This window comes from Pedobacter petrophilus, from assembly GCF_009674725.1.
GTDB classification, from domain to species: Bacteria; Bacteroidota; Bacteroidia; order Sphingobacteriales; family Sphingobacteriaceae; genus Pedobacter; species Pedobacter petrophilus.
Window position 1 is genome coordinate 1 of record NZ_WKKH01000059.1, and the last position, 23,894, is coordinate 23,894.

General features: G+C 37.9%; 20 protein-coding genes. 11 read left to right on the forward strand and 9 right to left on the reverse strand.

The annotated features are described in order from the left end of the window. Window positions 1-36: 36 nt before the first annotated feature. Window positions 37-273: a Clp protease/crotonase-like domain-containing protein gene (locus GJU39_RS20980; RefSeq protein WP_154282963.1), complete on the reverse strand. Its 237-nt coding sequence runs from the start codon at window positions 271-273 to the stop codon at window positions 37-39. Between the two features lie 86 nt (window positions 274-359). Here GJU39_RS20980 and GJU39_RS20985 point away from each other — a divergent pair, with 86 nt between their 5' ends. Further along, the gene (locus GJU39_RS20985) at window positions 360-758 is read left to right on the forward strand and encodes a winged helix-turn-helix transcriptional regulator (RefSeq protein ID WP_209437700.1); all 399 of its coding nucleotides are present in this window, start codon (window positions 360-362) and stop codon (window positions 756-758) included. Between the two features lie 324 nt (window positions 759-1,082). On the opposite strand, the gene GJU39_RS20990 is transcribed toward GJU39_RS20985, so the two are convergent. From GJU39_RS20990 to GJU39_RS21000, 3 genes are all read right to left on the reverse strand, one after another. Then, a complete protein-coding gene (locus GJU39_RS20990) occupies window positions 1,083-1,667 on the reverse strand; it encodes a TetR/AcrR family transcriptional regulator (protein WP_154282964.1) in 585 nt (194 codons plus the stop codon). Between the two features lie 69 nt (window positions 1,668-1,736). Then, the gene (locus GJU39_RS20995; protein WP_154282965.1) at window positions 1,737-2,501 is read right to left on the reverse strand and encodes an SDR family oxidoreductase; all 765 of its coding nucleotides are present in this window, start codon (window positions 2,499-2,501) and stop codon (window positions 1,737-1,739) included. Window positions 2,502-3,828: 1,327 nt separating this feature from the next. Then, window positions 3,829-4,227 (reverse strand): hypothetical protein, encoded by a 399-nt coding sequence (locus GJU39_RS21000; RefSeq protein WP_154282966.1) that lies wholly within the window; start codon window positions 4,225-4,227, stop codon window positions 3,829-3,831. Window positions 4,228-4,549: 322 nt separating this feature from the next. On the opposite strand from GJU39_RS21000, the gene GJU39_RS21005 reads away from it, so the two are divergent. The 3 genes from GJU39_RS21005 (at window position 4,550) to GJU39_RS21015 (ending at window position 7,533) form a co-directional block, all read left to right on the forward strand. Then, a complete protein-coding gene (locus tag GJU39_RS21005; RefSeq protein WP_167515735.1) occupies window positions 4,550-5,425 on the forward strand; it encodes a helix-turn-helix domain-containing protein in 876 nt (291 codons plus the stop codon). Window positions 5,426-5,543: 118 nt separating this feature from the next. Beyond that, on the forward strand, window positions 5,544-6,344 hold the full coding sequence (locus GJU39_RS21010) for an MBL fold metallo-hydrolase (protein WP_154282968.1): 801 nt from the start codon (window positions 5,544-5,546) through the stop codon (window positions 6,342-6,344). A gap of 16 nt (window positions 6,345-6,360) precedes the next feature. Beyond that, window positions 6,361-7,533: an MFS transporter gene (locus tag GJU39_RS21015; protein ID WP_167515736.1), complete on the forward strand. Its 1,173-nt coding sequence runs from the start codon at window positions 6,361-6,363 to the stop codon at window positions 7,531-7,533. A 258-nt stretch (window positions 7,534-7,791) separates the two neighbouring features. On the opposite strand, the gene GJU39_RS21020 is transcribed toward GJU39_RS21015, so the two are convergent. Beyond that, window positions 7,792-8,169 (reverse strand): winged helix-turn-helix transcriptional regulator, encoded by a 378-nt coding sequence (locus tag GJU39_RS21020; protein ID WP_154282970.1) that lies wholly within the window; start codon window positions 8,167-8,169, stop codon window positions 7,792-7,794. Window positions 8,170-8,266: 97 nt separating this feature from the next. Here GJU39_RS21020 and GJU39_RS21025 point away from each other — a divergent pair, with 97 nt between their 5' ends. From GJU39_RS21025 to GJU39_RS21045, 5 genes are all read left to right on the forward strand, one after another. Continuing rightward, window positions 8,267-9,160: an SDR family oxidoreductase gene (locus GJU39_RS21025; RefSeq protein WP_154282971.1), complete on the forward strand. Its 894-nt coding sequence runs from the start codon at window positions 8,267-8,269 to the stop codon at window positions 9,158-9,160. Window positions 9,161-10,439: 1,279 nt separating this feature from the next. Next, window positions 10,440-11,474, forward strand: coding sequence for a sensor histidine kinase (locus GJU39_RS21030; RefSeq protein ID WP_154282972.1), 1,035 nt, complete (start codon window positions 10,440-10,442; stop codon window positions 11,472-11,474). Further along, window positions 11,449-12,210 carry a LytR/AlgR family response regulator transcription factor gene (locus GJU39_RS21035; protein WP_154282973.1) on the forward strand — a complete coding sequence of 254 codons (762 nt, stop codon included), beginning with the start codon at window positions 11,449-11,451 and terminating at the stop codon, window positions 12,208-12,210. Before GJU39_RS21030 ends, GJU39_RS21035 begins: the two co-directional genes overlap by 26 nt. Window positions 12,211-12,719: 509 nt before the next feature. Continuing rightward, window positions 12,720-13,289 (forward strand): hypothetical protein, encoded by a 570-nt coding sequence (locus GJU39_RS21040; RefSeq protein ID WP_154282974.1) that lies wholly within the window; start codon window positions 12,720-12,722, stop codon window positions 13,287-13,289. Between the two features lie 159 nt (window positions 13,290-13,448). Next, entirely contained in the window at window positions 13,449-14,018 is a 570-nt protein-coding gene (locus tag GJU39_RS21045; protein WP_154282975.1) for a Crp/Fnr family transcriptional regulator, read from the forward strand. 206 nt (window positions 14,019-14,224) lie between these two features. Here GJU39_RS21045 and GJU39_RS21050 read toward each other — a convergent pair whose 3' ends face one another. Beyond that, a complete protein-coding gene (locus GJU39_RS21050) occupies window positions 14,225-16,378 on the reverse strand; it encodes a prolyl oligopeptidase family serine peptidase (protein WP_154282976.1) in 2,154 nt (717 codons plus the stop codon). Between the two features lie 768 nt (window positions 16,379-17,146). On the opposite strand from GJU39_RS21050, the gene GJU39_RS21055 reads away from it, so the two are divergent. Next, a complete protein-coding gene (locus GJU39_RS21055) occupies window positions 17,147-17,620 on the forward strand; it encodes a RidA family protein (RefSeq protein WP_245228047.1) in 474 nt (157 codons plus the stop codon). A gap of 428 nt (window positions 17,621-18,048) precedes the next feature. Beyond that, window positions 18,049-18,939, forward strand: a complete 891-nt coding sequence (locus GJU39_RS21060) for a pepsin/retropepsin-like aspartic protease family protein (protein ID WP_209437701.1) — start codon at window positions 18,049-18,051, stop codon at window positions 18,937-18,939. Window positions 18,940-19,694: 755 nt separating this feature from the next. On the opposite strand, the gene GJU39_RS21065 is transcribed toward GJU39_RS21060, so the two are convergent. Genes GJU39_RS21065 through GJU39_RS21075 form a run of 3 tightly spaced genes read right to left on the reverse strand, consistent with a single transcriptional unit; the run spans window position 19,695 to window position 23,257 of the window. Further along, window positions 19,695-20,444: a LytR/AlgR family response regulator transcription factor gene (locus GJU39_RS21065; RefSeq protein WP_154282978.1), complete on the reverse strand. Its 750-nt coding sequence runs from the start codon at window positions 20,442-20,444 to the stop codon at window positions 19,695-19,697. Window positions 20,445-20,446: 2 nt separating this feature from the next. Next, on the reverse strand, window positions 20,447-21,904 hold the full coding sequence (locus GJU39_RS21070; RefSeq protein ID WP_154282979.1) for a sensor histidine kinase: 1,458 nt from the start codon (window positions 21,902-21,904) through the stop codon (window positions 20,447-20,449). A gap of 48 nt (window positions 21,905-21,952) precedes the next feature. Then, window positions 21,953-23,257 (reverse strand): TlpA family protein disulfide reductase, encoded by a 1,305-nt coding sequence (locus GJU39_RS21075; RefSeq protein WP_154282980.1) that lies wholly within the window; start codon window positions 23,255-23,257, stop codon window positions 21,953-21,955. Window positions 23,258-23,894 lie beyond the last annotated feature (637 nt).

Genomic DNA, 23,894 nt, shown 5'->3' on the forward strand with positions numbered 1-23,894 from the left:
TTCTGCTTTTTTCAAGCAACAACTCTGGGGGTCAATTTAAAATTGGCGAAAGGGGGTCAAATTTATTGGTATATGCATCTGGAAAACAATTACTCTAATAGATTGCTCTTTAGCAATTTCTTTCAAAAATTTGGTAAGTTCCTTTATCATCAAACCACTTAATACATTTACTTCGCCATTATCGAATGTAACTTCGATAACAGAACCTGTTTGGGCGACTTGAAAGGTGTTATAAGTCATTTGGCTGTAATCTGTCTTAAATATCTGTGTCATAATTTTTTAATTCAATTTTCGCTTCAGTTATTGTGATTATTTTAGCAAAAATACCTATAACTTTTTTTGGAATTGCACCTGCTATAATGGATTTAAGCACACACTCAGACTCGACAATGGATGGCTACATTTGTACCGTAAAACAGCAAGATGATATAAAATTTGCCCAGGATGCTTTATATGTATTAACCGGAAAGTGGCGGATGCAGATTATCATCAGCATATACAACGGTCAGCACCGCTATCGTGAAATTGCACGTTACCTTCCAGGCTTATCCTTTGCAATGCTCTCTAGAGAATTACAGATCATGGAATTGAATGTCCTAGTAAGCAGAACCGAGGACCCGGATTTTCCTAAACAAGTATCCTATACATTGACGGATTATTGCCAATCGCTATATCCCTTAATCAATAACCTTATCAGCTGGGGTAGGGAACACCGCGAAACAATTAAACTAACTCACCAACAAAACAATGATAAATAATAGTAGATGCTCAAGCAAACCAATTAAATTGTGGCAGTTAAGTTTAATGGGTAGGAATAATCAGCAATTTGAGGCAATTGTTTGCAAAATTTTGTGCGATAACTTAACTTCTTAATATTATTTGTTTAGGCCAGAAGTATCGGTTATGTCAAGGGATAGACTTAAATAATGAACTGAAAAGGATTATCAGTTCAACAAAAGAATTATATAGAGTGATTGTGCATATGCTGCAGAAAAAATTTGTGTCAGTGTATTAAATCTTATAATGGACCACAATTCACGCACCAACCAATTTGTTTCATGTCGAATGGATTTGACTGGGCATTAAGGTTTTAACACTGAAAGACATACATTAACAATGTCGTCAAACATTTGTTTATTGGTATCAAACTTAACGGTAACCCGCAGGCCATTTGAGGAATTAAACACAAACCTTGCTAGCGATTTAGCAGAATGACTAGAGGTAAAAACCCCTTTATCTTGACCTTTTTTGATGGCTATTACAAGCGCAGCCTCAAAATCGACCATAATAGCGTTAACAATTTCAGCAATCTCGGTATCAACAGCGGCTAGTTCAACAGCTGTATTAACCATAAAACAGCCTTTAGACTTATCTTCAAGTGAGGCTTCGATCTTTACAAATTCAAAGATATTACGAATGTATTCTTCTACATCTTCCGTTTCTGATCCTTCTTTTATACCAATATCAATCCTTTCCCTGCGATACTGTATTAAGGCTTTCAAAAAAAGCGAATGCTTATCTCCGAAAGTATCGTACATACTCGAACGGCTTATACCTAAGCCATCTACAAGATCCTGAGCAGAGGTGGAATTATACCCTTTTTCCCAAAACAGGTTCATCGCCTTGTTCAAAACGGCCTTTTCATCAAAAACTTTTGTTCTAGCCATAGCTTATATTTAATACTGCAGGCGAAGTTACTATATTCGGAATCAAAAGTTCCGAATATAGTAATTTTACTAAGCCCTAAAAGGTTCATTTACGGTCTGGGCACCGTCAATGTTGTATTCAGCTCCAGAGATAAATGATGCATCATCAGATGCTAAGAAAACCGCAAGTTTTGCAATCTCATCAGGCTGGGCAAATCGTCTGAATGGCATTTTGGATAATAAATATGCTTTAATTTCATCAAGTGCCTTTTCAGGGATCCCAGCTTTCCCAGCAAGTGGAGTATTAACCATGCCCGGATTGATAACGTTGACCCTAATCTGACGACTGGCAAGTTCAATAGCAGCGGTTCTGCTATAGGCATTAAGAGCCGCTTTACTTGCGGCGTAAATGGCAGTCCCTGAACCGACGGCAAATGAGCTTACTGAAGAGAGATGGATTACCGATGCGCCAGAAGATAGTAAAGGAAGTACTTTTTCTGTTGTAAATACTGCACCCTTGAAATTGATGTCCATAATCCTTTCATAAGTTTCTTCGCTAATCTGACCTACCGGCTCTAAAAAAGAAACACCTGCATTTACAAATAGGATATCCACCTTACCATACATACTTTTAACTTTTTCCGCCATCGCGATAGTTTCACCAATTACTGAAACATCAGCAAGAATTGCCACTGCGTTCTCTCCAAGCTCAACAACTGCTTTATTAAGGGCATCTTGGTTGCGGCCGGTAATAACTACTTTAGCACCTTCTTCAATAAAAGCTTTTGCAGTAGCAAAGCCTATTCCTGAATTGCCACCTGTAATCACGGCTACTTTGTTTTCTAGTTTCTTCATTCTTAAAATTTATTATATAACGGAACATTCGTTCCGCAAAGATAATATAAACGGAATGATTGTTCCAAATAAAATCTAAGAAATTTAGATAGCTTTCGAAAATTTACCATATTGCCAACGTACTAGGACAAAACCTTACCCAATGTTATTACTTCAATCTTGTGATAAACTCATATTGATTAGAAACTTATGGCAGTTTTTATCTGAAGATTGATTTTCTGCGGAATAGATTTTAGTTTCCTCTTTTAAACCTCCCTAAATTGGTTTGGGACTCATATGGCATTCCTTTTGGCTAGGTACTAAACTCAACTGCAGTGCCCCAAGGGGTTAAATCATAGCAGAAATAATTTCGGTCTCCTGCTTCTAAAAGAAATAGGAGTGCATTTGGTTCTGATAGAGCGGTTCCTTATGCTTTTGAAATTTTTCGATAGCGCTTATCATATCATCCGTGTAAATTACAAAATGCTGCATATCAAGATCGCTTGACTTTATGGCTTCCCGTTGTCCAAAGAGTGAACTTCAAATAATTCTATATTCGGCCCATTACCTATCTTGATCATCCGACAGGAGTACCGTTTGGTATGAGGTGCTACATTTAAAGTATCTCCAATGCCTTCTAGTTCTAACGGTGACTGATGATTACTGTAAGATTCATAAATGATTCCGCATCTAATGTCTCTTGAAGGAAAACACTGGCCATATCGATTTTGGCTACGTTAATGCTAATATGGTCAATTCCGGGTATAGTATTATTTTTTTCAACCTGCAAACCTTCTGCACCGTTGGGTAGTAAGCTTGCAGCAACCTAAACCGTATCCCGAACTTAGCTTAATCGTTTGATTTTTCTCTTTTCAGCAACAAGTCTACCCAGGTATTTTGCTGATAAGCACTTTCGGTAGATACCACATTGCAATTTAAACTATACTCCCCACTAACCTGCTCTGCTGTTCCATGTGAATCAACGTGTTGTTTAACTTAAATCCTTTGAAGGTTTGAGGTATATCTTTTAGAAACTCATATAGTACATCCTTGCCTTGCCACTGCATTCTAAGCCTATTTAGATAAGAAGCTTTATGGAAGCATTTTGAGCAAACAACTCAATGACTTTATTACCCTTGTTAACATTTTCAAGGTAGTCTAGTAATAACTCCTTTGCCGTTTTATAATTTTCCATTTTTTATATAATTTTTTGATGGAGTAGAAATACATTCATGTCATTTTTTTAGTTTTCTGGACAGTTGTGTTTCTTTAAATAAAAAACGACATAAACAACAAAGCCGTCTATTTAAAACGGCTTTGTCGAAATGAATAAGTTATTTGTGATATATTATTTATATTTAATAAACGTAGCCCTGATTTTTTTTTCCTTGAGGTCAGTAGTGGTGCTACTCGAAGCAACTGTGGTCTTTTTTTCCTTTTTTTGACTTACTGTGCCCCCGCTTGAGCTTGAGGTGCCGTAAACTTCCTCTTCCATAGAGAAAACTACTCCGTCAGCTCCTTTTTGCCTTGCCAATTCGATTATTTTTGCCTGAGTCTTTTCCAAAGATCGAAATCCCTTGGCAAGTTCGGTTTTCCCCATCACCGTATGACCCTTGGTTACGTCGGCGATATCGTAAAATTCGTCTACATTTTGTGTAGCAGGGTATGTCTTCCCGAAATATTTCTGTGCATATGTCTTAGTAAAAAAGAACATTCCTAAAAATAGGATTATAAGTGATTTTTTCATGTTGTTGATTTTGTATTTAACATTTATATACAAAGGTAAGCCCGTTTAGGGTCGAGATGTTGTGGTTTCTGATGAACTGACCGAATTTGTGAATGAAGTAGCCAATTGGTACATTGAAATGGAAGTGATCAGAATTTCCATAAACTGCTTCCATAAACAAATATTACTGCCCTTTCATTTCAAGTGAAATATCAAGCAGAAAAATAATAAGGATATTTCTTAATTTCGAACCAATAATTGCTTCAGACAACTTTTGTGCTATACCATCTCCTGAATTATTAATAAGATGGATGGTACGCATTGTTTCTTTAAATTTTCATCCTTGATTACCACATTAAACAGGGTTATCTTTGACACCATGGTTTTTACAAATGAATCGAGCGAATTATTATCTGTTTTGGAGTTGAATAATAACAACAAGAATATCTTTTTTGATCCTCAGTTAACTGATAAGACGATCTTGTGGAACACCGGAGAATGTCTTACAATTACTATAGATCACATTAATTATCAGGTGCTCAAAAATGAAGTGCTTTTTCTAACGGAATTTCATAAAATCGACCATGCCGAAATTCATAGTGCCAGAATGGTTCGGTTTAACAAATCCTTCTTTTGTATGATTGATCAGGACAGTCAGGTGGGAAGTAAGGGTTTGCTGTTTTATGGACCTAATCACATTCAGAAAGTATTATTGGATCAAGCATCTGTTCAGAATTTTGAAATATTATGGAAAACATTTCGCGCAGAGATGTTAGAGAAAAACGTGCTTCAAAAGGAAATGCTGGAATCCATCCTCAAAAGGATGTTAATTCTGTCGGTAAGAATTATTAGGAATACAACTTTTTTGAATTCAGTGCAAACTGCTCAGGTGGATTTAATGAGAGAATTCAATTATTTAGTGGAAATCCATTTTCTGGAACATCACGATGTCGCTTTCTATGCCTCAATGTTAAACAAATCTCCAAAAACGCTATCAAACCTTTTTTCTTCTGTCTTTAACCGTTCGCCGGTTACAATCATTCATGATAGAATTATGATTCACGCCAGGAGGCAGATAAACTACACCAATCTATCCATTAAGGAGATAGCCCATAAACTCGGTTATCAGGACATTCAGACCTTCAGCCGGTTTTTTAAAAATAGACAAGGAATATCCCCCGCGCAATATCGCAAGCGTCTAAAAATAATAGTTACTTAAAGGCTGCCGCCATCTTTTCATCACTATCCGGGAAAAATTGCCAATTCTTTGGGAATATCTGCCTATCTATTAACTTTCTTTTAGCTGCAATTTTGCAATAAATTATAAGAAATAAACTATGGAATATAATAATGTAAGATTTCGCCGTTTAGGTTGGTCCGGAGTTGAAATAGAATATGGAGATCAAACTCTTTTAATAGATTATATTACGGACACCTCGCAGCTCAGTGTCTTGCGCAGCGAGGAAGAAGTGTTCCCAATAGCATCAAATCCCGGCCGAGCAAGTATCGCGCTATTGACCCATCTACATACAGATCATGCTGATCCTTTAGCACTTGCCGTAGCGCTTGGTGATAGCGGTAGAGTACTTCGTCCAATGGCCGCTACAGGTAGCCAACAAGATTTAGCCTTGACTATGCATGCAGAATCGGCATTTAAAAAATCTAATCTCAGCGTTGAAATGCTCGTGGAATGGGAAGAGCGGATTGTGGGGCCATTCAAAATTAGTTCAGCGCCTGCTGTAGACGGATTTGGCGATCCCCAATTGAGCTGGGTAGTGGAGTGCGGCGGACGTAGGATAATCCATGCCGGAGATACTCTTTTCCACGGATTTTGGTGGCGTATCGCTAATAAATATGGTCCATTTGATGCTGCATTCTTACCAATCAATGCACCTATTGTTGATTTTCCGCCATTAAGGCCTATGAGTCCCATAGAAGCAGTAATGACGCCAGAACAGGCAGCGGTCGCTGCACACATATTGGGTGCAAAATCAGTAATACCAATCCACTTTGGTTCCATGCACAAACCCCCGATGTATAGCGAAACACCAAACTCTATAGAACGATTAACCAATAAATTGGAGGATTATGGAATCCTAAACCTCGTGCAACAACCAGGCATCTGGTTTGAACTTTAATAAACAGTCGATGATAATGAAAAACGAAAAATTTCCCTTCATTGCTTTGCTTGCCCTAACAACTGCTGCATTTTCAGCAATTCTCGCTGAGCTTCTTCCGGCAGGGGTCATACTTGATATGGCAAAAGATCTCGGTGAACCGCCCTCTAGCATAGGAAATCTAGTTTCATATTACGCACTTGGTACGGTAATGACCGCTATTCCGGGGGCATTATGGACCGCTGGCATAGCGCGCAAGCCATTGTTGCTGATGGTTGTTTCAGGTTTCTTTCTATCCAATCTCATAACTGCATATTCTCAAAATTATGTCCTCACCGCAGGTATACGTATACTCGCGGGAGGATTTGGGGGATTGTTATGGCCGTTGATGGCAGGATATGCGACCAGAATGGTAAACAAAAAAGATATTGGCAGGGCAATCGCACTAGTGATGGGCGGAAGTACAGTAGCACTATCTGTTGGATTGCCGTTTTGTGCATTTCTCGGTAAATTAATTGGTTGGAGATTTACCTTTGGGGCACTGGCAGGTTTGATGGTTTTGATCTTTATCTGGATTATATTAAGTGTGCCAAAACTGAAGAATGACCCGGCAAGCATTCGGCCATCGTTCAACATCTTGAAGATACCCGGGGTTGGCTTAGTGACAGCGGCAACATTCCTCACTTCTCTGGCCATTTATGTCTCTTATACTTACCTTTATCCAATTCAGCTTTATAACGGTATTCCAGGTGGTGCAGGGTTAGCCCTATTGCTCTTTGGGGGAGGAGCGGTAATAGGAATATTTATGACTGGGAGGCTTATCGATCGCTATTTGAGGATTACTCTGCTTTCTTCACTCTGCCTCTCTGCTATTTCATTACTTGCAATCTCGGTATTTGGACAAACATATCCGGTCTTTTTTGTGGCCGTTGTCTGTTGGGGGGTATCTTTCGGAGGGCTTCCCTCACTTTTCCAGACTGCGACAATTAATGCCATCAAAAAATCACCGGAATTGGGAAGTTCTCTAACTGTTACGGTATATAATATTGGCGTATTTTCTGGAGCATTCACAGGCGGCCTTATTTTGGATTTTGCTGGTCCGGAGCCTGTAACCTGGGCAAGCTTTGTATTACTATTCCTTGTGCTAATATTGGTCTTTATTGGCCATAGATTCGCTTTCCCTAACCGTAAAGCTGCCTTGAACAAATAAAGCGTATAGACAATAAACGATTGTAGATTGCTTAAGCTGCTTATGCCCTCTAATAATTGTGCCCAACCGAAATTTAAACTTTCCGCCTGTAAAGCTCAGTTGTTTTTAAAATCAGTACCGCAAGATCCTTTCATGAAGTGAAAAGATTCACCAGCGTTAAAATATTCAAGGCTAAAAGTACATAATAATAGGGCTAATGAGCTTGAATTTTAATAAGTAAAACCTAGTACGCGTGAAGGGCAAACTTTTACCCTTTATTCATAACCACCTGCTTTTAATTATTTCTCTACGATGCACCATCCCCCAGTCTATCATAGTATCGATTACCCGCGTAATATTATGGCCAGATACCGTAAGTACATATTCTATTAAAACGGGGCTTTGGGGATAAACTTTACGCTCAACAATACCGTTTATTTCCAATTCTTTAAGCTCTTTAGATAACATCCGAGGTGTAATTTTCTCTATATTATCCTGAAGATCTTTGAATCTGGATTTACCATGTAACAAAGATGCAATTATGGGGAGTTTCCATTTCCCATTCATAACATTCATCGTATCGGTCAATGCCAACACATAATGGCGCGGGCATTGCTGCACCTTATCTCTATCAATTAAATCGCTGAAATTTCCCATAATTTTTACTATACAAAAGTATAGTACTTTTCTTTAATAACAAAGTATCTTTTCTATAGCAATACCGCTATGTTTGCATCTAAATAAACAATATAAAATGATATTAGTAACAGGAGCAACCGGTCACTTTGGTTCTAAAGCCATAGACCACTTATTAGAAAAAGGTATCAAGCCTTCGCAAATCATAGCCTTGGTAAGAGATTCAGAAAAAGCGGAAAAACTCGCAGATAGGGGCATAGCCATTCGCATAGGGGATTACAACAACTACAATTCATTATTGGATGCGTTTGCGGGTGTTGATAAACTTTTATTAGTTTCAAGCAGCGATAAAGGCGATGTTGAAAATAGAACTATTCAACACATTAATGCGATAAATGCTGCGAAGAATGCATCAGTCAAACATATTGTCTATACTTCTTTTGTAAGAAAACCATACTTTGAGGATTCTGCCATTGCTAAGTTCCAAAATTCGCATGTGCAAACCGAAGAAGCATTGAAGGACAGTGGCTTACTTTACACCATCCTCCAGAATGGAATGTTTCTAGAAATGATACCCATTTTCGCAGGTCAACAGGTGGCAGATAAAAAAATGATTTTGTTTTCAGCCGGACAAGGTAAAACAAGTTTTGTACTCCGAGACGAGCTCGCTCAGGCAGCTGCGCATGTAGTTTCTACAGATGGTCATGAGAACAAGATTTATCAGTTAACCAATCTTGAGTCCGTGTCATTTGAGGATATTGCAAAAGCCTTCTCAATCGCTTTGGGAAGCGAGGTCGAATATAAATCTCCGGTGATAAATGATTTCAAAGACATTCTAACCAGTGCCGGACTTCCAGAAATATATATTGGAATGTTCGTTATGTGGGCTCAGGCGCAGGCCGAAGGGGCAATGGATGTAGAGGATGATACCTTGCAAAAAATACTTGGGAAAAATCCCACAACCATGACCGAATTTATTCAGCAGGTATATGCGAAAAAGAATAATGGCTAATTTGCGTTCAGAACACTAAAATAATAGTGGTAATATTCTTTCAGGCTAACTGTAAAACATTTGACATTCATTGGCAGTCAAAAATCGATCATATACCTTTTGATAAATACTTAGAAGATTTCCATAAAATTTACTTGTAAAAAACTGTGCTCCATTGCAGCCTGTATTCTGATATTTTCATTAAAGGTGCATTACGAATTTTACTTGACTTTATCTCAGGGCTAATCTCCTGGGATAAAGTTAACCATTCGTGTGCTTTTTGTTTAGGATTGGTAGTCATGCTTTTTTAAAGGTGCTAAGCATCTAACCAAGCTTTCTGAACTTCTCGTTTGGGCTCCCTAAACTCAACCTGCAAAAATTTATTCTCGAAGATAAACATCCATTACGGAAGTTATGGAAAATATACATAGAAAACTTGGGTAAAGTTTTAATCAGTAATTTCTTCGCATCAACTTTTCGGCAATAGAAGTGATGTCTAATGTTTACTTCGTTTTTGCCATAAAGTCTAACGCTTGTATCACTTCTGTAGTGTGTTACAAATGTATATACGCATCCATAAATGAACCTTGGAGCTGAATATATGCACATAGGAGCTTTAAAACCTGTTAATCCGTAAAACGGTCGGTTCAATGACTATTCTGGACGTTTCATAACCTATAGCAACACACAATCCTAATAGTTGATTAACTTGAGCATAAATTTGAATATTAGCGACAAACTATATATCCAAGCTACTTTTAACTTTAGACTGCAAATCACATTGGATAAGGACTGGTATTTACATAAGGGTTAGTTTGTGCGGTTAATATGGGTATGGCTCGGTAAACGATTTTGCTCTATACCGATTGGCCTCTTTGGAATAATTATAATAATAAACGGATTGGAAATATGAAAAAAATCTTTAACAATATTTAACATACAATAGCCCTTAAAGCTATTAAACAATAGCCACAGATAGATTCTGTGAGCTTTATAGCGAACTACCAACTCTATATATAAGAGTTAAAACAAAATTTTATTGGATTTTCTCTCTTAAAAGACTTTTCCTGCTAAAATGAACGAAAAAGTGTTTGGCAGACTACTCCTTAAATTGCAAGAAGTTTAATAAGCTATGGGTAGCGATGCGGACTTGATACAGGTAAGAAACTGGAGACCGCCGACACCCTGCGGTATAGGTTGAGTTTCCATAAAATGTTTAGATGATAATAAATTACTCATACAATATTTATTCAGGTCATAGTAAAATGGTAATGAAAATATTTTTGTGTTACATTTGAATATGTATAAAAAGTACCAGATCAAGTGGCTGCTGATCCTTTCAGCGATCATGATTCTTTCTACAACTTTTATCGGACAACCGGATCTTAGCAAAGCAAAGTGGTGGTATTTTCTTGACCATGCCCTAAAGGTTTTTATTCCAATAGCAGCATGCTGGTTAATAGATGGTTACATGCTAAATAATACCTTCGGTAGACTATCTGGGTTTTATAAGAGTTCTTTAAGCATTCTACTTGGCGTATGCGCAAGTTTTACATTAGGCATTGCAATTGACCAGATCGCTCCACAAAACCATTTATACAACAGCGAGATAGGCTATAGCACACCCAAAGAAATGATGATTCACCTGGTTGGAAATACATTTCTGAGCCTACTTTGTTACTTCGTTTTTTCCATCAGATTTACCAATGCAGCACTAAAGATAGCTAGGAAAGAAAAAGTACATCTCGAGCAGGCACACCTTAAAGCGCAATTGATTTCCCTTCAACAGCAAATTAGCCCACATTTCCTATTCAATTCCCTCAGTACTTTAAAGACCATGGTTAGTGAGCCTGCAGCTAAGAATTACATTATCCATCTTGCCGGTGTATACCGTTATGTACTGAGCTTCAATGACCATCCCTTGACCAAATTAGATGATGAACTCCGTTTTATCGGTTCTTACCTTCATATTCTTAATGAGCGATTCGGTAATATGCTTAGGGTAGACATCAGTATTCAAAAACAGTACGGACTTCTTTATTTACCATCGCTTTCACTTCAGCTACTTATCGAGAACGCGATTAAACATAATGTGTGTTCGGCCGAACACCCACTTTGTATATCAATTACCACCACTGATTCCAAGGCGTTGATTGTGGAAAATAATTTTCAACCGAAGAAATGCAGGGTAGAGCGCCCAGGAATGGGCTTAAAAAATATTATTGAAAGATACAGATTATTGGTTGACAAGCCAATTAGTGTGGCCAATGACAACCAAAAATTTACCGTCACCATTCCATTGATCAAACATGAAAGTAATTATAATAGAAGATGAAGCTCGTACAGCCAACGAACTTAAGAACATGCTTCTGGCCATCGACAACGATATAGAGGTTCTGGCCATCCTGGGATCTGTATCCAAAGCGGTAGATTGGTTTACTCATCACCCCATGCCCGAACTTATTTTTTCCGACATTGAACTAGGGGATGGCCTAAGTTTTGAACTCTTCAAGAAAGTAAGTATTGAGGTGCCTGTCATCTTTTGTACCGCCTTTGATGAATATGCTATAAGAGCGTTTGAGTCTAATAGTATCGATTATCTCTTAAAACCACTTGATGAGGCTATGCTTCAAAAAAGCCTCGAAAAATATTTGCGCTTAAAAGAGCATCTGATTCAGGGCGAACAGCGTGCACTCAACATGGAGCGTGTAATAGACCAAATTGAGCTCGCTTACAAACAAACAATATTGGTAAATTATAGGGAAAAGATCATACCCATCAGGCTTCAAGATGTTGCATTTATTTATACTCTAAATGGTCTGGTTTATCTCGAACTTGACAAAAACAGGCGTTTTACCGTCCCATATACCCTGGAACAGTTTGACTCGATGATTGATCCGCACCAGTTTTTTCGTGCCAACCGGAAGTTTATTTTGAACAGGGATTTCATAGAGGATATAGAATACTACTTCAACAGAAAACTTTTTATTACTTGTAAAATAGAATCTCCAGAGAAAATAATTATCAGCAGGGTCAAAGCCCAGCCATTCTTGCAATGGCTTGAAAGCTAAATTTCATTGTAATCATGCCTAAAGCAATGGTGTTTTACAACGCAAATTAAAAGATTTTGGCAAGCGGACGCAACACGTCGAAAACGCCAAGATACGCTTACCTGGATGGGTCTGGTTAAAAGATTACTAATCAATAGGCCACTCAGTTGTCTATCACAATAATTAGCCCATTAATTCACAAAGATCACATAACTGGGGTTACAGAATTCCAAGTGCACCTGAAATAGCTTTTAGCCATTCTGTTCAATTGATAGGAAGGCGATTCCAATGACCAATTCACATAGGTTCATGGTCGATTCGCGGCATATTTGGGTTGTTTCGGTCTGAATTGGGGCAGCTTACGGAGCATAATCTCGTCTATTGTAAAAAAAAGAAATCGTTATGAAACAATTAAAAGCAATTTTATTGGGCTGTATAATTCTTGCAGCCCTAGGATGTAAGAAGTCCGACAATGATTTAGAAACAAACTCTACGATCGTGAACGATAATTTTAAAGACGGCCAAGGCAGTTGGCTGATAGATTTGTGGATTATCCTAAAGGCAAGGAGGAAGAATGGGAGATTGGAGGTGGTATTTCAAAGTTACCTGGCCCCCTGGATACCACGAGCATGGCACTGAGGCTTTCCTCAATTAACCGAAGTGATGATGTATTTATGTTCTTGAAAAAGAAGGTTACCGGACTTAAGCCAAACCAATTGTATACGGTAAAACTGGAAATTGAGTTCGCCAGTAATGCTCCAAGCAATATGCTTGGCGTGGGAGGTGCGCCAGGGGAGAACGTTTACCTCAAGGCTGGGCTCACACCAATAGAGCCAATCAAAGTGCTCCAGGAAGACGGATATTTCAGACTTAACCTGGATAAGGATAGCGAGTCACTATCTGGAAAAGATCTTTTTTATATCAATCATATTGCAAATGGAACACAGGAGGCAACCTATAAATTGCTAAACAGGTCTGGTGAATTCAAAGGCAGGTCTAACGAAAATGGTGAGGCCTGGATTGTAATTGGAACAGATTCTGGACATGAAGCGACCACAACACTCTTTTATACAAAGGTAAAGGCAAATGTTAGTTATTAAATAATAGGTAAGGGGGGGTAAGCCGTAACCTTGCGGTTCCCCCTTTTTCAAAGATCAATTCATGCAATAAGCAACGTAGTTATCTATAGTTAATAATGGCTAAGTAGGCTCAGGCATCAGAACTTTATCTATATCACAAGAATTTTTATATTTGCCTGTATGAAAGAAATGCTTCGGGCGCATATAGAACAAGTTGTATCCCTTACAGATGAGGAATATGATTTTGTGCGGATGCATTTTTGCCTTAAACACCGCCCGAAGGGAGGATTGCTTATTACCAAGAGTTCCCCAGTTCCTTACGTATACCTGGTGATATCGGGTTTGTTGAAATTGGTTTACCATGATCAAACGGGCAGGGAACATATTGTCTCATTCGCAATGGAAGAGTGGTGGGAAACTGACTATCCCGCCTGGTTTGCCCGAACGCCTGCATCGCTTGACTTGTATTGTATTGAAGAGACACATGTATATTGCCTGTCTCTTGATGGATACCAAACCCTCTGCGCCAAGGTTCAAAAAATGGAGCACTTTTTTCTGCACAAGGCAAACCGCGGTCACATGGCTTCCCAAGAGCGCATTCTCTCCTTTCTAACCTCGACCCCAAAGGAGAAATACGAGCTTGTTCTGCGTAAACAGCCGGCCTTGATGCAACGCGTTCCCAAGGCTATGCTTGCTGCCTATCTTGGTTTGTCCCGTGAAACACTAAGCCGATTGTGGCGTCAAAATTAAATGCCAACTAGCTTTTTCATAAAGATTAACAGTCCGCTCATGCGGTTTAAGAACCATATCAGCAGTTTCCAAAATTCAGCTACGATCCCATGATATTGAGTACTCCAAAGCCGCCAGTGGTACCAAAATTTAATAAGTCGTTTTTATAGATATAAAGGGTTTTTTATCTCACGATTTTGGCTCAAAGGTTTTGTCTAATGACTGCACTACTTTAGCAGATGATATGATAGTCCCATGTTATGAAACATGAATGCCCATTTATCGGCCTGCTGCTCAATCGTTAATTCTGTAGATGTTGCTCCGCCATGCCCAGCTAGTGTGTCTATTCTTATCAATACGGGGTTTTTCCCTTTCTGAAACTGCTGTAGCCTTGCGGCGAATTTAAAGGAATGAGCAGGGATCACGCGGTCGTCATGATCTGCAGTAGTGATGAGTGTCGCGGGGTAGGCGGTATTTTGCTTTAGCGCATGATATGGGGAATAATGATACAAGTATTTGAACATTTCAACACTTTCTTCTGGAGAACCAAAATCGAATATCCAACCTTCCCCCGCGGTAAACTTATTAAATCTTAACATATCTAGTACCCCGACGCCCGGGAATGCTACCTTGAAAAGATCTGGACGCTGGGTCATACATGCACCAATAAGCAAGCCCCCATTAGACTCACCGGCAATTGCGAGTCTTTGAGCGGAGGTGTATTTTTCTCTCACAAGATACTCTGCTGCAGCTATAAAATCATCAAAGGTATTCTGCTTCTGCATTTTTGTACCCGCTAAGTGCCATTTGGTTCCGTACTCGCCGCCACCACGTAGATTTGCTACGGCAAGGATTCCCCCTTGTTCCAAAAGAATAACATTGCGAACATCAAACGTCGGGGTCACACTGATGTTAAATCCTCCATATCCATGCAGCAAGGTTGGATTTGACCCATCCAACTTGATCCCTTTCTTATGGGTAATGATCATGGGAACCCTGGTTCCATCTTTAGATGTATAAAATATCTGCCTTGATATATAATCGGTGGGGTCAAACTGTATGCTGGGTTTTTTATATCGCTCAGAGCGGCCGCTTGATATATTATATTTATATATGGTACCAGGATTGATATAGGATGTAAAATAATAGTAAAGGTACTTATCACCAGCTTTAGCGTTCACCCCAACTGTAGGAACCGAGCCGATATCAGGAAGTTTTATTTTGTGCTCAAATTTGCCGTTTAGATCATATTGACGGATGGAGGAAAGTGCATCTTTCAGGTAGTGGGCAAATATTTTACCCCCTGCGGTTGTTGCCTGCAACACTTCATTGGTTTGCGGTATAATTTGTTTCCAGTACGCAGATGATGGCTTGGAAATTTCAGCAGCTACTAATCGACCATTTGGTGCATTTAGATCTGTACGAATATATATCTTATCATCAACGATATCCAGGATCTCGTGATTACCCGATAGGTTTCCTACCACAGTTGAAAACTTTGACGTCGGTTGGCTGAGATCTTTTATAAGCAGTTCATTGCCTGAACTAGAATTCGCTGATGTAATCATTAGGTACCGGCCATCACCACTGACTTTTGAAGTAATGAATCTTCTTGGAAAAGAAGCTCCCCCTAAAATAAGCTTATCCTGGGATTGAGGGGTATTAATCTTATGGAACTGGAGTTGATGTTGATCTGTTTTCTCAGAGAATTTATTTCCCTTTATATCTCGTTTATAGGTACCATAAAAAATCCCTTCATTACCTTTCCAGGCTAAAGTTGTAAATTTAACGTTGACTAATGTATCACCCACTATTGATTTATCAGCGGTTCTAAGGACCGCTACTTTAGTCCAGTCCGAACCACCCTCAGTAAACTGATAAGCCATCAATGAGCCGTCCCTACTAAAGCTAAAATCGGTGAGAGCGGTGGATCCGTCCTTCGAGAAGGTATTTGGGTCGAGAAATATTTCCTCTTTAGATCCCTCGCCCTTAGTTCGATATATAACCCATTGATTTTGCAGGCCATTATTTTTGAGAAAATAGATGTAATTACCCTCCTTAAAAGGAGCAGAAAATTTTTCATAATTCCATAGGCTTTTCATGCGCTCTTTCATCGCACCGCGATAAGGTATCTGTCTGATAAAAGTCGAGGTAATCTTGTTCTGAGCGGCAATCCATTTGCTTGTCTTCGCCGACTGGTCATCTTCGAGCCAGCGATATGGATCTGCTACAACAGTACCGAAATAAATATCCTTTTGATTTCCTCTTTCTGTAACAGGATATGGAATTCTTATAATCTGCTCTGCTGCTGGAATCGTCTTGGACTTATTACAAGCTATCAGAGCAATTGTGGCAAATAAAATATTAAATGTTCTTTTCATGATAATTTTTTCCTCGATGGTGATTTTATACCTCCTCAGGTAAAAAAGTTTTGATAATTGAGTTTAGATACTAGGGAATCTTAGATTCCTATGATCCTTCTAGCTGTTGTTGATATGTTGCCTATTACCTGTTCTCCGGTAGATAGTCAAAGGCTTACTTCTAGAACTGTTGAGGCATTTGTAAATCTGCTTCCATAGTTTTAAAACAAAGCTACCTATGTGATAGAAAATATATATGATTTTAATGATGAGATGACCAAAATCGCATGTGAGATGCCCAAATTATGTGATGAAAGATTTTCAGATATAAGCGATATCAAGCTGATCGGGTTCAAATCAACCTACAGAAAAAGTGCACATCTCAGTAAAATCAGATCCAACATTGTATCATTGAATACATTATCGTACATGAGGGTAAATTAATCTTCAGTTATCTATCTATTTATAAAAGTAATATTCAATGCTAGAAAATTAGACTGTAAACCGTGCTAACCGGTTTTTAATGCGTTACAAAAAGAAATTGGAAAATGGGTAATACTTCGATGGCATAAATAGATGGCAATAAGATAGATATCGGCCAACGCTTTTTTTAAACCTCATCAGTAAGCAATAACAATCGCTGTTTCTTTAAGATCAGCAGGTAGAAATGCTGGAAAGCTGTCGGGCCACTACACCCGATAGACATATTTGTTATTTAATAAATGTGATTGAAATCACATCCACTCATTAATGTGTATCTTAAATTTGCTCCACAATAAGAATAGAAACATGAAAAAGACAATTAAAATTTTTGGGTTGCTATTAATGTTATCAATCCCGGCGATGGCTCAATCAACAGATGTGAAAGCCATGGAAAAAAAAGTCATTAGTCCTTGGGCCTGGCAGGACAAACTGAGCTACGTTCAGGCAGTAGAAGTTAAAAATGTACAGAGTACACTTTATGTTTCTGGCCAGGCTGCGGTACATCCTGATGGTACTTCGAGTAAAGAGGATATGCGTACCCAATTGGCACTTGCCATAAAGAATCTAGAGACAGTGATAAGTAAGTCGGGATTTGAATGCCGTAATATTGTAAGACTAACAATTTACACTACTTCCACTAAGGAGTTTACCAGCAAATGTTTTGATCTTTTTCAGGACTTTGTGGCAAAGCATGGCATGAAGCAAACCGTCACATTGATGCAGATCGTTGCACTAAATGAAACGCTAAAGGTAGAACTTGAAGCAACGGTTGTGAAATAGAGAATATGTAAAAGTGATTTTATATTTGTAAATTCAAATCCAGTACCAACTATGATCCTACATGCTGAAAACTTTGTAGCTATCGTTGGTATAGGAGCCCGTCCAATCAAGCAAACATTTTTGTTATCTCCATTATCATCTTTTTCAAAGCTTAACAGCGCAAGGAATTCAATAAGTTACTAAGCGTGTTATCAAGATAAATGATAAAATACTTACAGTTAGTGCATACAGACACTGGTCTAATTCCTTGCACACCTAGGGGGTGTAAATTAAGGATTTAGGACTAATCGGTAAACAGCTGCATCTTAAATTGATTCAGTTCCATTTTTTTTGATTTAATTAAAGTTTTCTATAAATAGTTATATATGCAGCGTTTCAAAATATTTTTTTTGCTTTTAAATTTATCATTTGGTTATTCAATAAGTCAAGTGAAAGCCCAGGTTTTCGAGAAAACAGCTGAGCTCCACGGCGATAGTCTTGTTTTTCCATTAACAATTATAAATGCTTTTCCATTCATATCAGCAACAGTCAACGGTGTTTCTGGGAAATTTATGTTCGATACTGGAAATCAATTTTCCATTGATATAAATGATAATTATATCAAATTGCCAAATAAAAAAGTTAAAGGAAAAGGTGTTGTAGCAAGTGGGCAGTCTTACAAAAAAAACGTAAACGATACCATCCGTGAAGTGAAGTTCAAAAATGGGCTTACCTACCAGAATCTCGAAAATATTACCAGTGGTAATTATGAGTTTTTACAGAAATATATCACTCCCGACTGCCTGGGCTATATTGGTCATAATTTTTTTAAAGGTTATCTTTTCAAACTTGATTATCTCCGTAGAAAGATTACCTTTTATAAAAATTCCAGTGAACGTAGCATGTCCAATGATTTCTTAGCCAACGAGAAGGTTCTGGCAGTAATCGATTTCGAAACCAGAAAGTTGCCGAATCATCCGCTTGTCAAGTTAAAGATAGATAAGGTAGATGTTTTAGCGGCATTTGATACCGGTCAATTTGGATCACTGCAATTGGATTATCCTTCCAATGAATCGCTTAAACGGAAGGGCTCCGTACTATTTTCTGGTACAGACGGGGAGGGTGATACGCTATTAACGGTTAAAAATATAACCATGGGCGGAAAATTCAAAACTACTTTAAAAGGCGTGGAACTCACAAATTTTGAGGATACACAGATCATTAGAAAAGCATTGGGTATCGTCGAACCGAACATTTTGGACATTGGATACCGTTTTTTCTCGCAGTATAAAACGGTTTGGGACTATAATAGGAAAAAGATTTATATTTTGGAGTATTGACCATCTTGCTCATTTATTCGTATCCAAATACTTTTTGTTAGATCAGTATATAAATTTAACCAGATTCAAGGGTAGAATGTAAATTATCTTAAGCTAATAATTAAAGCAATATATAAAACGGATTTTGACAATATTGATTAATAATTTTTGAGATGATTGAAGCCTTTACCCCTCCGGAGCCAACTGTTGTCCGATAGGTATATTATAATTCCTAGAGGGTGGATTAGTATGCTTTTTAGCTGTGATCAAAAATGCAATGAGCTTAAACCCTACGTATGAAAAATTTTCAAATATGGTCCAATCAGAATGTCGGGAATACAATCGCCTAAATGATCAATGATTCTGCTATATACCGACTTTTTGTTGTACTGGTATTATCCCTCATAGCTTTATTAGGGTATTTTATATTAATCACCAGTTTTTGCGAAATTTGCGATGGCTTTGAACCTTAATTATTTGTATCAAAGGTCAATTGGAAATTTCCGATTTTCAAGCTCATTAAATACATCTGTAATGACCATTTTGATACCGATTTGATAATCGAAGCTTTTCACTGGGCTACCTTCTAAAGCCATAGTGCATTATTCCTAAAATGTACCGCCCTAAAAGTTCGGGATTAAATACATAATCTAAATCTATTTCATCGGCAATCTTTTAGCATATGTTTCTGTAGACTCCATATCGACTTCCTCATCAGCTAATTTGGAGGTAGGATTACCATAAAATACGCATTTTCTGAATGCGACTTAAGTAAGTTATTTGAGCGCTGCAACTACTGCAGCCTTTCTTTGCTTAGCAATGGGGATGTGTTGCTCAGAATAATTTAAAACTAGGTATCCAGAATCCAAATTGAGAATACGGGTTACATGGGCCTTATTGATAAGGTGAGATTGGTGGCATCTAATGAATCCGTATGGAGTGAGCATTTCATCGTATTCATATAATGGTTTTGAAATTAAGTGTTCAGTACCGTCAGTTAAAAAAAAGGTGGTATAGTTGTTTGAGGAGAAACATCTAACGATTTCATGAATAGGTACTAGATATGTCTCTTTCAAAGAGGGCAATGCAATTTTAGCTCGAACATCGATATGTTTATCCTCAAGAAGGCTGAAGAGGTTTGCCAGTCGCGTATGTTGTTTCTTTTTGCCAACTGAGCTGATTATTTTTTGAACAGCGCTTTTGAGTTCCTTAACGTTGATAGGCTTTAGTAGGTAATCGAGCGCTGAAAACTTTATTGCCTTGATTCCGTAAACATCATAAGCGGTTACAAACACAACCTCAAATTCTAAATTATCTAAAGACCTCAAAAAATCGAATCCATTCTCGAATGGCATTTCAATATCAAGAAAGACAACCTCAGGATTAAAAGTTTTGACCAGATGTCTTGCCTCTTGAGCGCTTTGTGCTGTGGCAATTATCTCAATTTCAGGGCAATGTTGATGTAACAATGCTTGAAGATTATTTACATTCATTTCCTCGTCGTCAATGATTATTGTCCTTATCATTTTTATGTATTTATCCAGTTATGAAATGTTATAATAATTTGCGTACCAAAATCCGTTTTGATTTCCAGTTCTATGAGTTGGGTCCTGTCTAATTTATTTATTGCATCAATGCGTTTTCTTGTTAGTGACAATCCGTATCCTGAAAGCGTATTAGCATCTTGCCATACTCCATTATCCTCAATAATTATAGCAAACGTATGGTCTTGCTCTCCCTGCTTACATAAAATCTTTAATATACCGGTTTCCCTCAGATTAGCAATACCATGTTTTACCGCATTTTCTACCACAGGTTGAATAATCATGGTTGGAATTTCAATTTCAGCAGGGCGTAATTCAGGATCAATCAAAACACTCCAGGTGAAGTTGAATCTTAAGGCCTCCAAACGCATATATATTCCCATCATTTCCAGTTCTTCTCCAAGATTGCTAAAAAGACTCTCGCTATTTGCCAGTGTCTTTCTCAGAAGCATACTAAATTCCTGAAGGTAGAAATTTGCATCTTCAATACGACCGGTATTAATTAAACCTTGAATAGCGCTTAGCGCATTAAAAGTAAAATGTGGATTAAGTAGTGACTGTAGCCGAATCGCAGCATCTTCCATTCGTTGTTGCCTATCTTTCGAGATTCCTAGCAGTTTACTCATATTTCGGGTAATGAACAGTAGGATAATTATTACCATAACGACACCTATTAAGCCGTAAGTTATGACAGATTTATACCAATAAGGCTTTATCTTGATATAAACCACCACTGGAACCTCTTTTTGTATTGAATAACTTAGTAGGAGTCTATATGATGTGTTTGCTTCAACAGGTAACTCATCCAAGGCGTGAAGAAATTTCCCGACTAGTTCTTCTTTTGTTTCAAGGTTTCTAAGGTTGTAGTCTATGCTGAGGTCTGTAAAATCGCTCCGCTCCACAACCCTCAAACTTATTTTGTTTCTTGCTGATAAACTAAACCCTCCACTCATATTTTTATCAGAAAAGGTATCCCATAGCGATTTACTTTTACTATTAGGGTCAAAAAAACTTACCTTTGGAATTAAGATCGGCCTTTTGATAATATATTTAAAAATAAGTAGGTTTGTTTCACGCTGCAGAATCTCAATAATATATTCTTGTCCTGGCAAAAGGTAAATCTTTATACCTTGTATTACTTGATCCATTCCGCTGGTTACCTGTTGAGCGTTGACCGTGTCACCAAGATTAAAATATCTTTTCACATATAGTCTTGAGCCTGACATCCCCAAGGATTGCTTTGATTGAATTTTGATAAACCCCCCGGCAGTAGTGACATGAAAGTTATTTCCATCTGAAACCATTTTAACCTGCCCTGCTCCATGCTCTTGAGGCTCAATACGCAGAATGCCGGACTTTCCATGCAAATCTTGCGGAGCGGCAACTGCTTGAAAATATAGAAACAAAAAGAGCAACGATAACAAAAATTTATTTATTTTCATTTTAATATTTTATGCTGTGGTACTCAACTATAACCCATTAGGTCAGGCTTACCTTTGAGTTTCAACAATCGCAATCATGGCATCTAGTTCACTGGTAAGCTCACTCTCACTTTTAAACCCTGCCGTAAAAAACTTTAACTGACCCTTTTTATCAATAAGTACTTTACTTGGGATTCCGGTAACATTGTACGCCTTCGCTATTTGAAATTCCTGAGTATTTTTAACAGGACTATCTATTAAAACATTCATTGGAAATCCATTTTTCTTAACATATGAATTGATTCTTACAGCTGAGTCTTCACCCGGCTCCATAGTGGCTACGAATAAAAAAACAACTTCCGGGTGTGCGCGGCTCGCTTTTTCCATTGCTGGCATAGATGCAATACAAGGAGCGCACCAGGTGGCCCAGAAATCCAAGAGCACAATCTTTCCTCTTAAGTCTTTTAAAGCTACTTTATTTCCCTTTAAATTCAACATCGTAAAATCAGGAGCTGGAGTATTTGTCATCATTTTTTTAAGGAGTTCCTTTTCAGTGTTGCTCCGGCCATCCCTTTCTATTGAATCGAGAAAATGCGAAGCATCAGAAGGATTGCCAATTTTTCTTACGGTCAAATCCTCAAGCAAGGTTTTCATTTTTGCGGTAAGCTTTCCTAATCTTGCACGTGCCAATAACATATTGAATAATTTATCCTGTTCTCCCAATTTAGATAATAATTCCATACGGAGCTCCCATGACGATTGCGAAATATCTTCAGGCTTTACATTTTTTAGGGCTTTCTCTTCATAAAACAGTGCCTGTTCGGTTTTACCTGAAGCGTGCAGGGTTATTGCATAAGTCTCGTAGTAAGGGTAAGCTGCCATACGCATAAACCTGTCCCAGTCCTCGGCAGGAAAGTCTGTGGGCCTGGCTAGTATATTGTCCTTGTAGGCATCGTATAGTTTCACGGTCCTTTCAGCTAGGAAATTGGCATAACTCAGCTGAACGCCTTTTTTGAACAAACTCTCAGCCGCCATGTTAAGGTAGGAAGTCTGATTGAACTTATTTTTTATCCGGCCGATATAGTATTCAAATTTAATTAAATTGGATGACCGTAAAAAAGATAAGGCCACCTCACCATGGAGTATATCTATTTGCTCCATATTGTGAACCGTATCAAGCTTCATTGAGCTGATTATCGAACGAAGTGCCAAAACGTTTTTTTCCGGATTCCGTTCCTTCGTCATCAACATAACCTGGCTCGAAAATTTAGGCTTTTCTTGAGCGCTTAATAAATAAATTTGGCAAATAAGTACTGACAGCAATAAAGGGACTTTGATGTTCATAACAAGTAATTTCGGTGTTCTAAAGTGCATATAATTTGCATCGAAGTTAGTAAACAATAAACCTCTGAAAAGCCCAAATGTGAATTCCTACAGTTTCAATGTGAATTCGATAATTTTTCTATAATCAAAAACAAAATAGTACACTTTGATATATCGTTGGTTAGTTCATGTAGAGCTGCGTTGGCATTGCTCTTGAAGTAATTTGATAAAATTACTTTATCTCCTGATAAGCAAAAAACGTGTATAATCAAGATAAAAAATGCTATTAACTGGATTTCTTTGAAATCCCATTATTCAACAGCGGTTAAAGCATGATTGCCCAATTTATACTGAAGCATAGATTTGGTTAAGCAAACATCGGTTTATCAAACCCTTTGCATTTACCGCTTAGAAACCGGAAGTTGAATCTTATTCATGTACCGGATTATCATTATATCCCGATAATCACAAGACCCAACCATTGTAAGCTTTGGAAGTTACAGTTTCTTATAAACACTTTGAGTTTCTGTATAATTTCCTTAAGTCCTTAAAGCAATAAGACACATTCATTTTAATCCAATAACCAAACTTAAAATCTAATTGACTGTTATTGGATATTCTGGAGCATGTTGACCCCCCAATTATGTTTTCCAATTCCGGTTTACGGTAAAACCATTTAAAGCTTTTA

Coding starts and splice junctions, on each gene's coding strand:
- GJU39_RS20980 (WP_154282963.1), bottom strand. CDS start 273: ATGACACAGATATTTAAGACAGATTACAGCCAAATGACTTATAACACC.
- GJU39_RS20985 (WP_209437700.1), top strand. CDS start 360: ATGGATTTAAGCACACACTCAGACTCGACAATGGATGGCTACATTTGT.
- GJU39_RS20990 (WP_154282964.1), bottom strand. CDS start 1,667: ATGGCTAGAACAAAAGTTTTTGATGAAAAGGCCGTTTTGAACAAGGCG.
- GJU39_RS20995 (WP_154282965.1), bottom strand. CDS start 2,501: ATGAAGAAACTAGAAAACAAAGTAGCCGTGATTACAGGTGGCAATTCA.
- GJU39_RS21000 (WP_154282966.1), bottom strand. CDS start 4,227: ATGAAAAAATCACTTATAATCCTATTTTTAGGAATGTTCTTTTTTACT.
- GJU39_RS21010 (WP_154282968.1), top strand. CDS start 5,544: ATGGAATATAATAATGTAAGATTTCGCCGTTTAGGTTGGTCCGGAGTT.
- GJU39_RS21015 (WP_167515736.1), top strand. CDS start 6,361: ATGAAAAACGAAAAATTTCCCTTCATTGCTTTGCTTGCCCTAACAACT.
- GJU39_RS21020 (WP_154282970.1), bottom strand. CDS start 8,169: ATGGGAAATTTCAGCGATTTAATTGATAGAGATAAGGTGCAGCAATGC.
- GJU39_RS21025 (WP_154282971.1), top strand. CDS start 8,267: ATGATATTAGTAACAGGAGCAACCGGTCACTTTGGTTCTAAAGCCATA.
- GJU39_RS21030 (WP_154282972.1), top strand. CDS start 10,440: ATGTATAAAAAGTACCAGATCAAGTGGCTGCTGATCCTTTCAGCGATC.
- GJU39_RS21035 (WP_154282973.1), top strand. CDS start 11,449: ATGAAAGTAATTATAATAGAAGATGAAGCTCGTACAGCCAACGAACTT.
- GJU39_RS21045 (WP_154282975.1), top strand. CDS start 13,449: ATGAAAGAAATGCTTCGGGCGCATATAGAACAAGTTGTATCCCTTACA.
- GJU39_RS21050 (WP_154282976.1), bottom strand. CDS start 16,378: ATGAAAAGAACATTTAATATTTTATTTGCCACAATTGCTCTGATAGCT.
- GJU39_RS21055 (WP_245228047.1), top strand. CDS start 17,147: ATGAAAAAGACAATTAAAATTTTTGGGTTGCTATTAATGTTATCAATC.
- GJU39_RS21065 (WP_154282978.1), bottom strand. CDS start 20,444: ATGATAAGGACAATAATCATTGACGACGAGGAAATGAATGTAAATAAT.
- GJU39_RS21070 (WP_154282979.1), bottom strand. CDS start 21,904: ATGAAAATAAATAAATTTTTGTTATCGTTGCTCTTTTTGTTTCTATAT.
- GJU39_RS21075 (WP_154282980.1), bottom strand. CDS start 23,257: ATGCACTTTAGAACACCGAAATTACTTGTTATGAACATCAAAGTCCCT.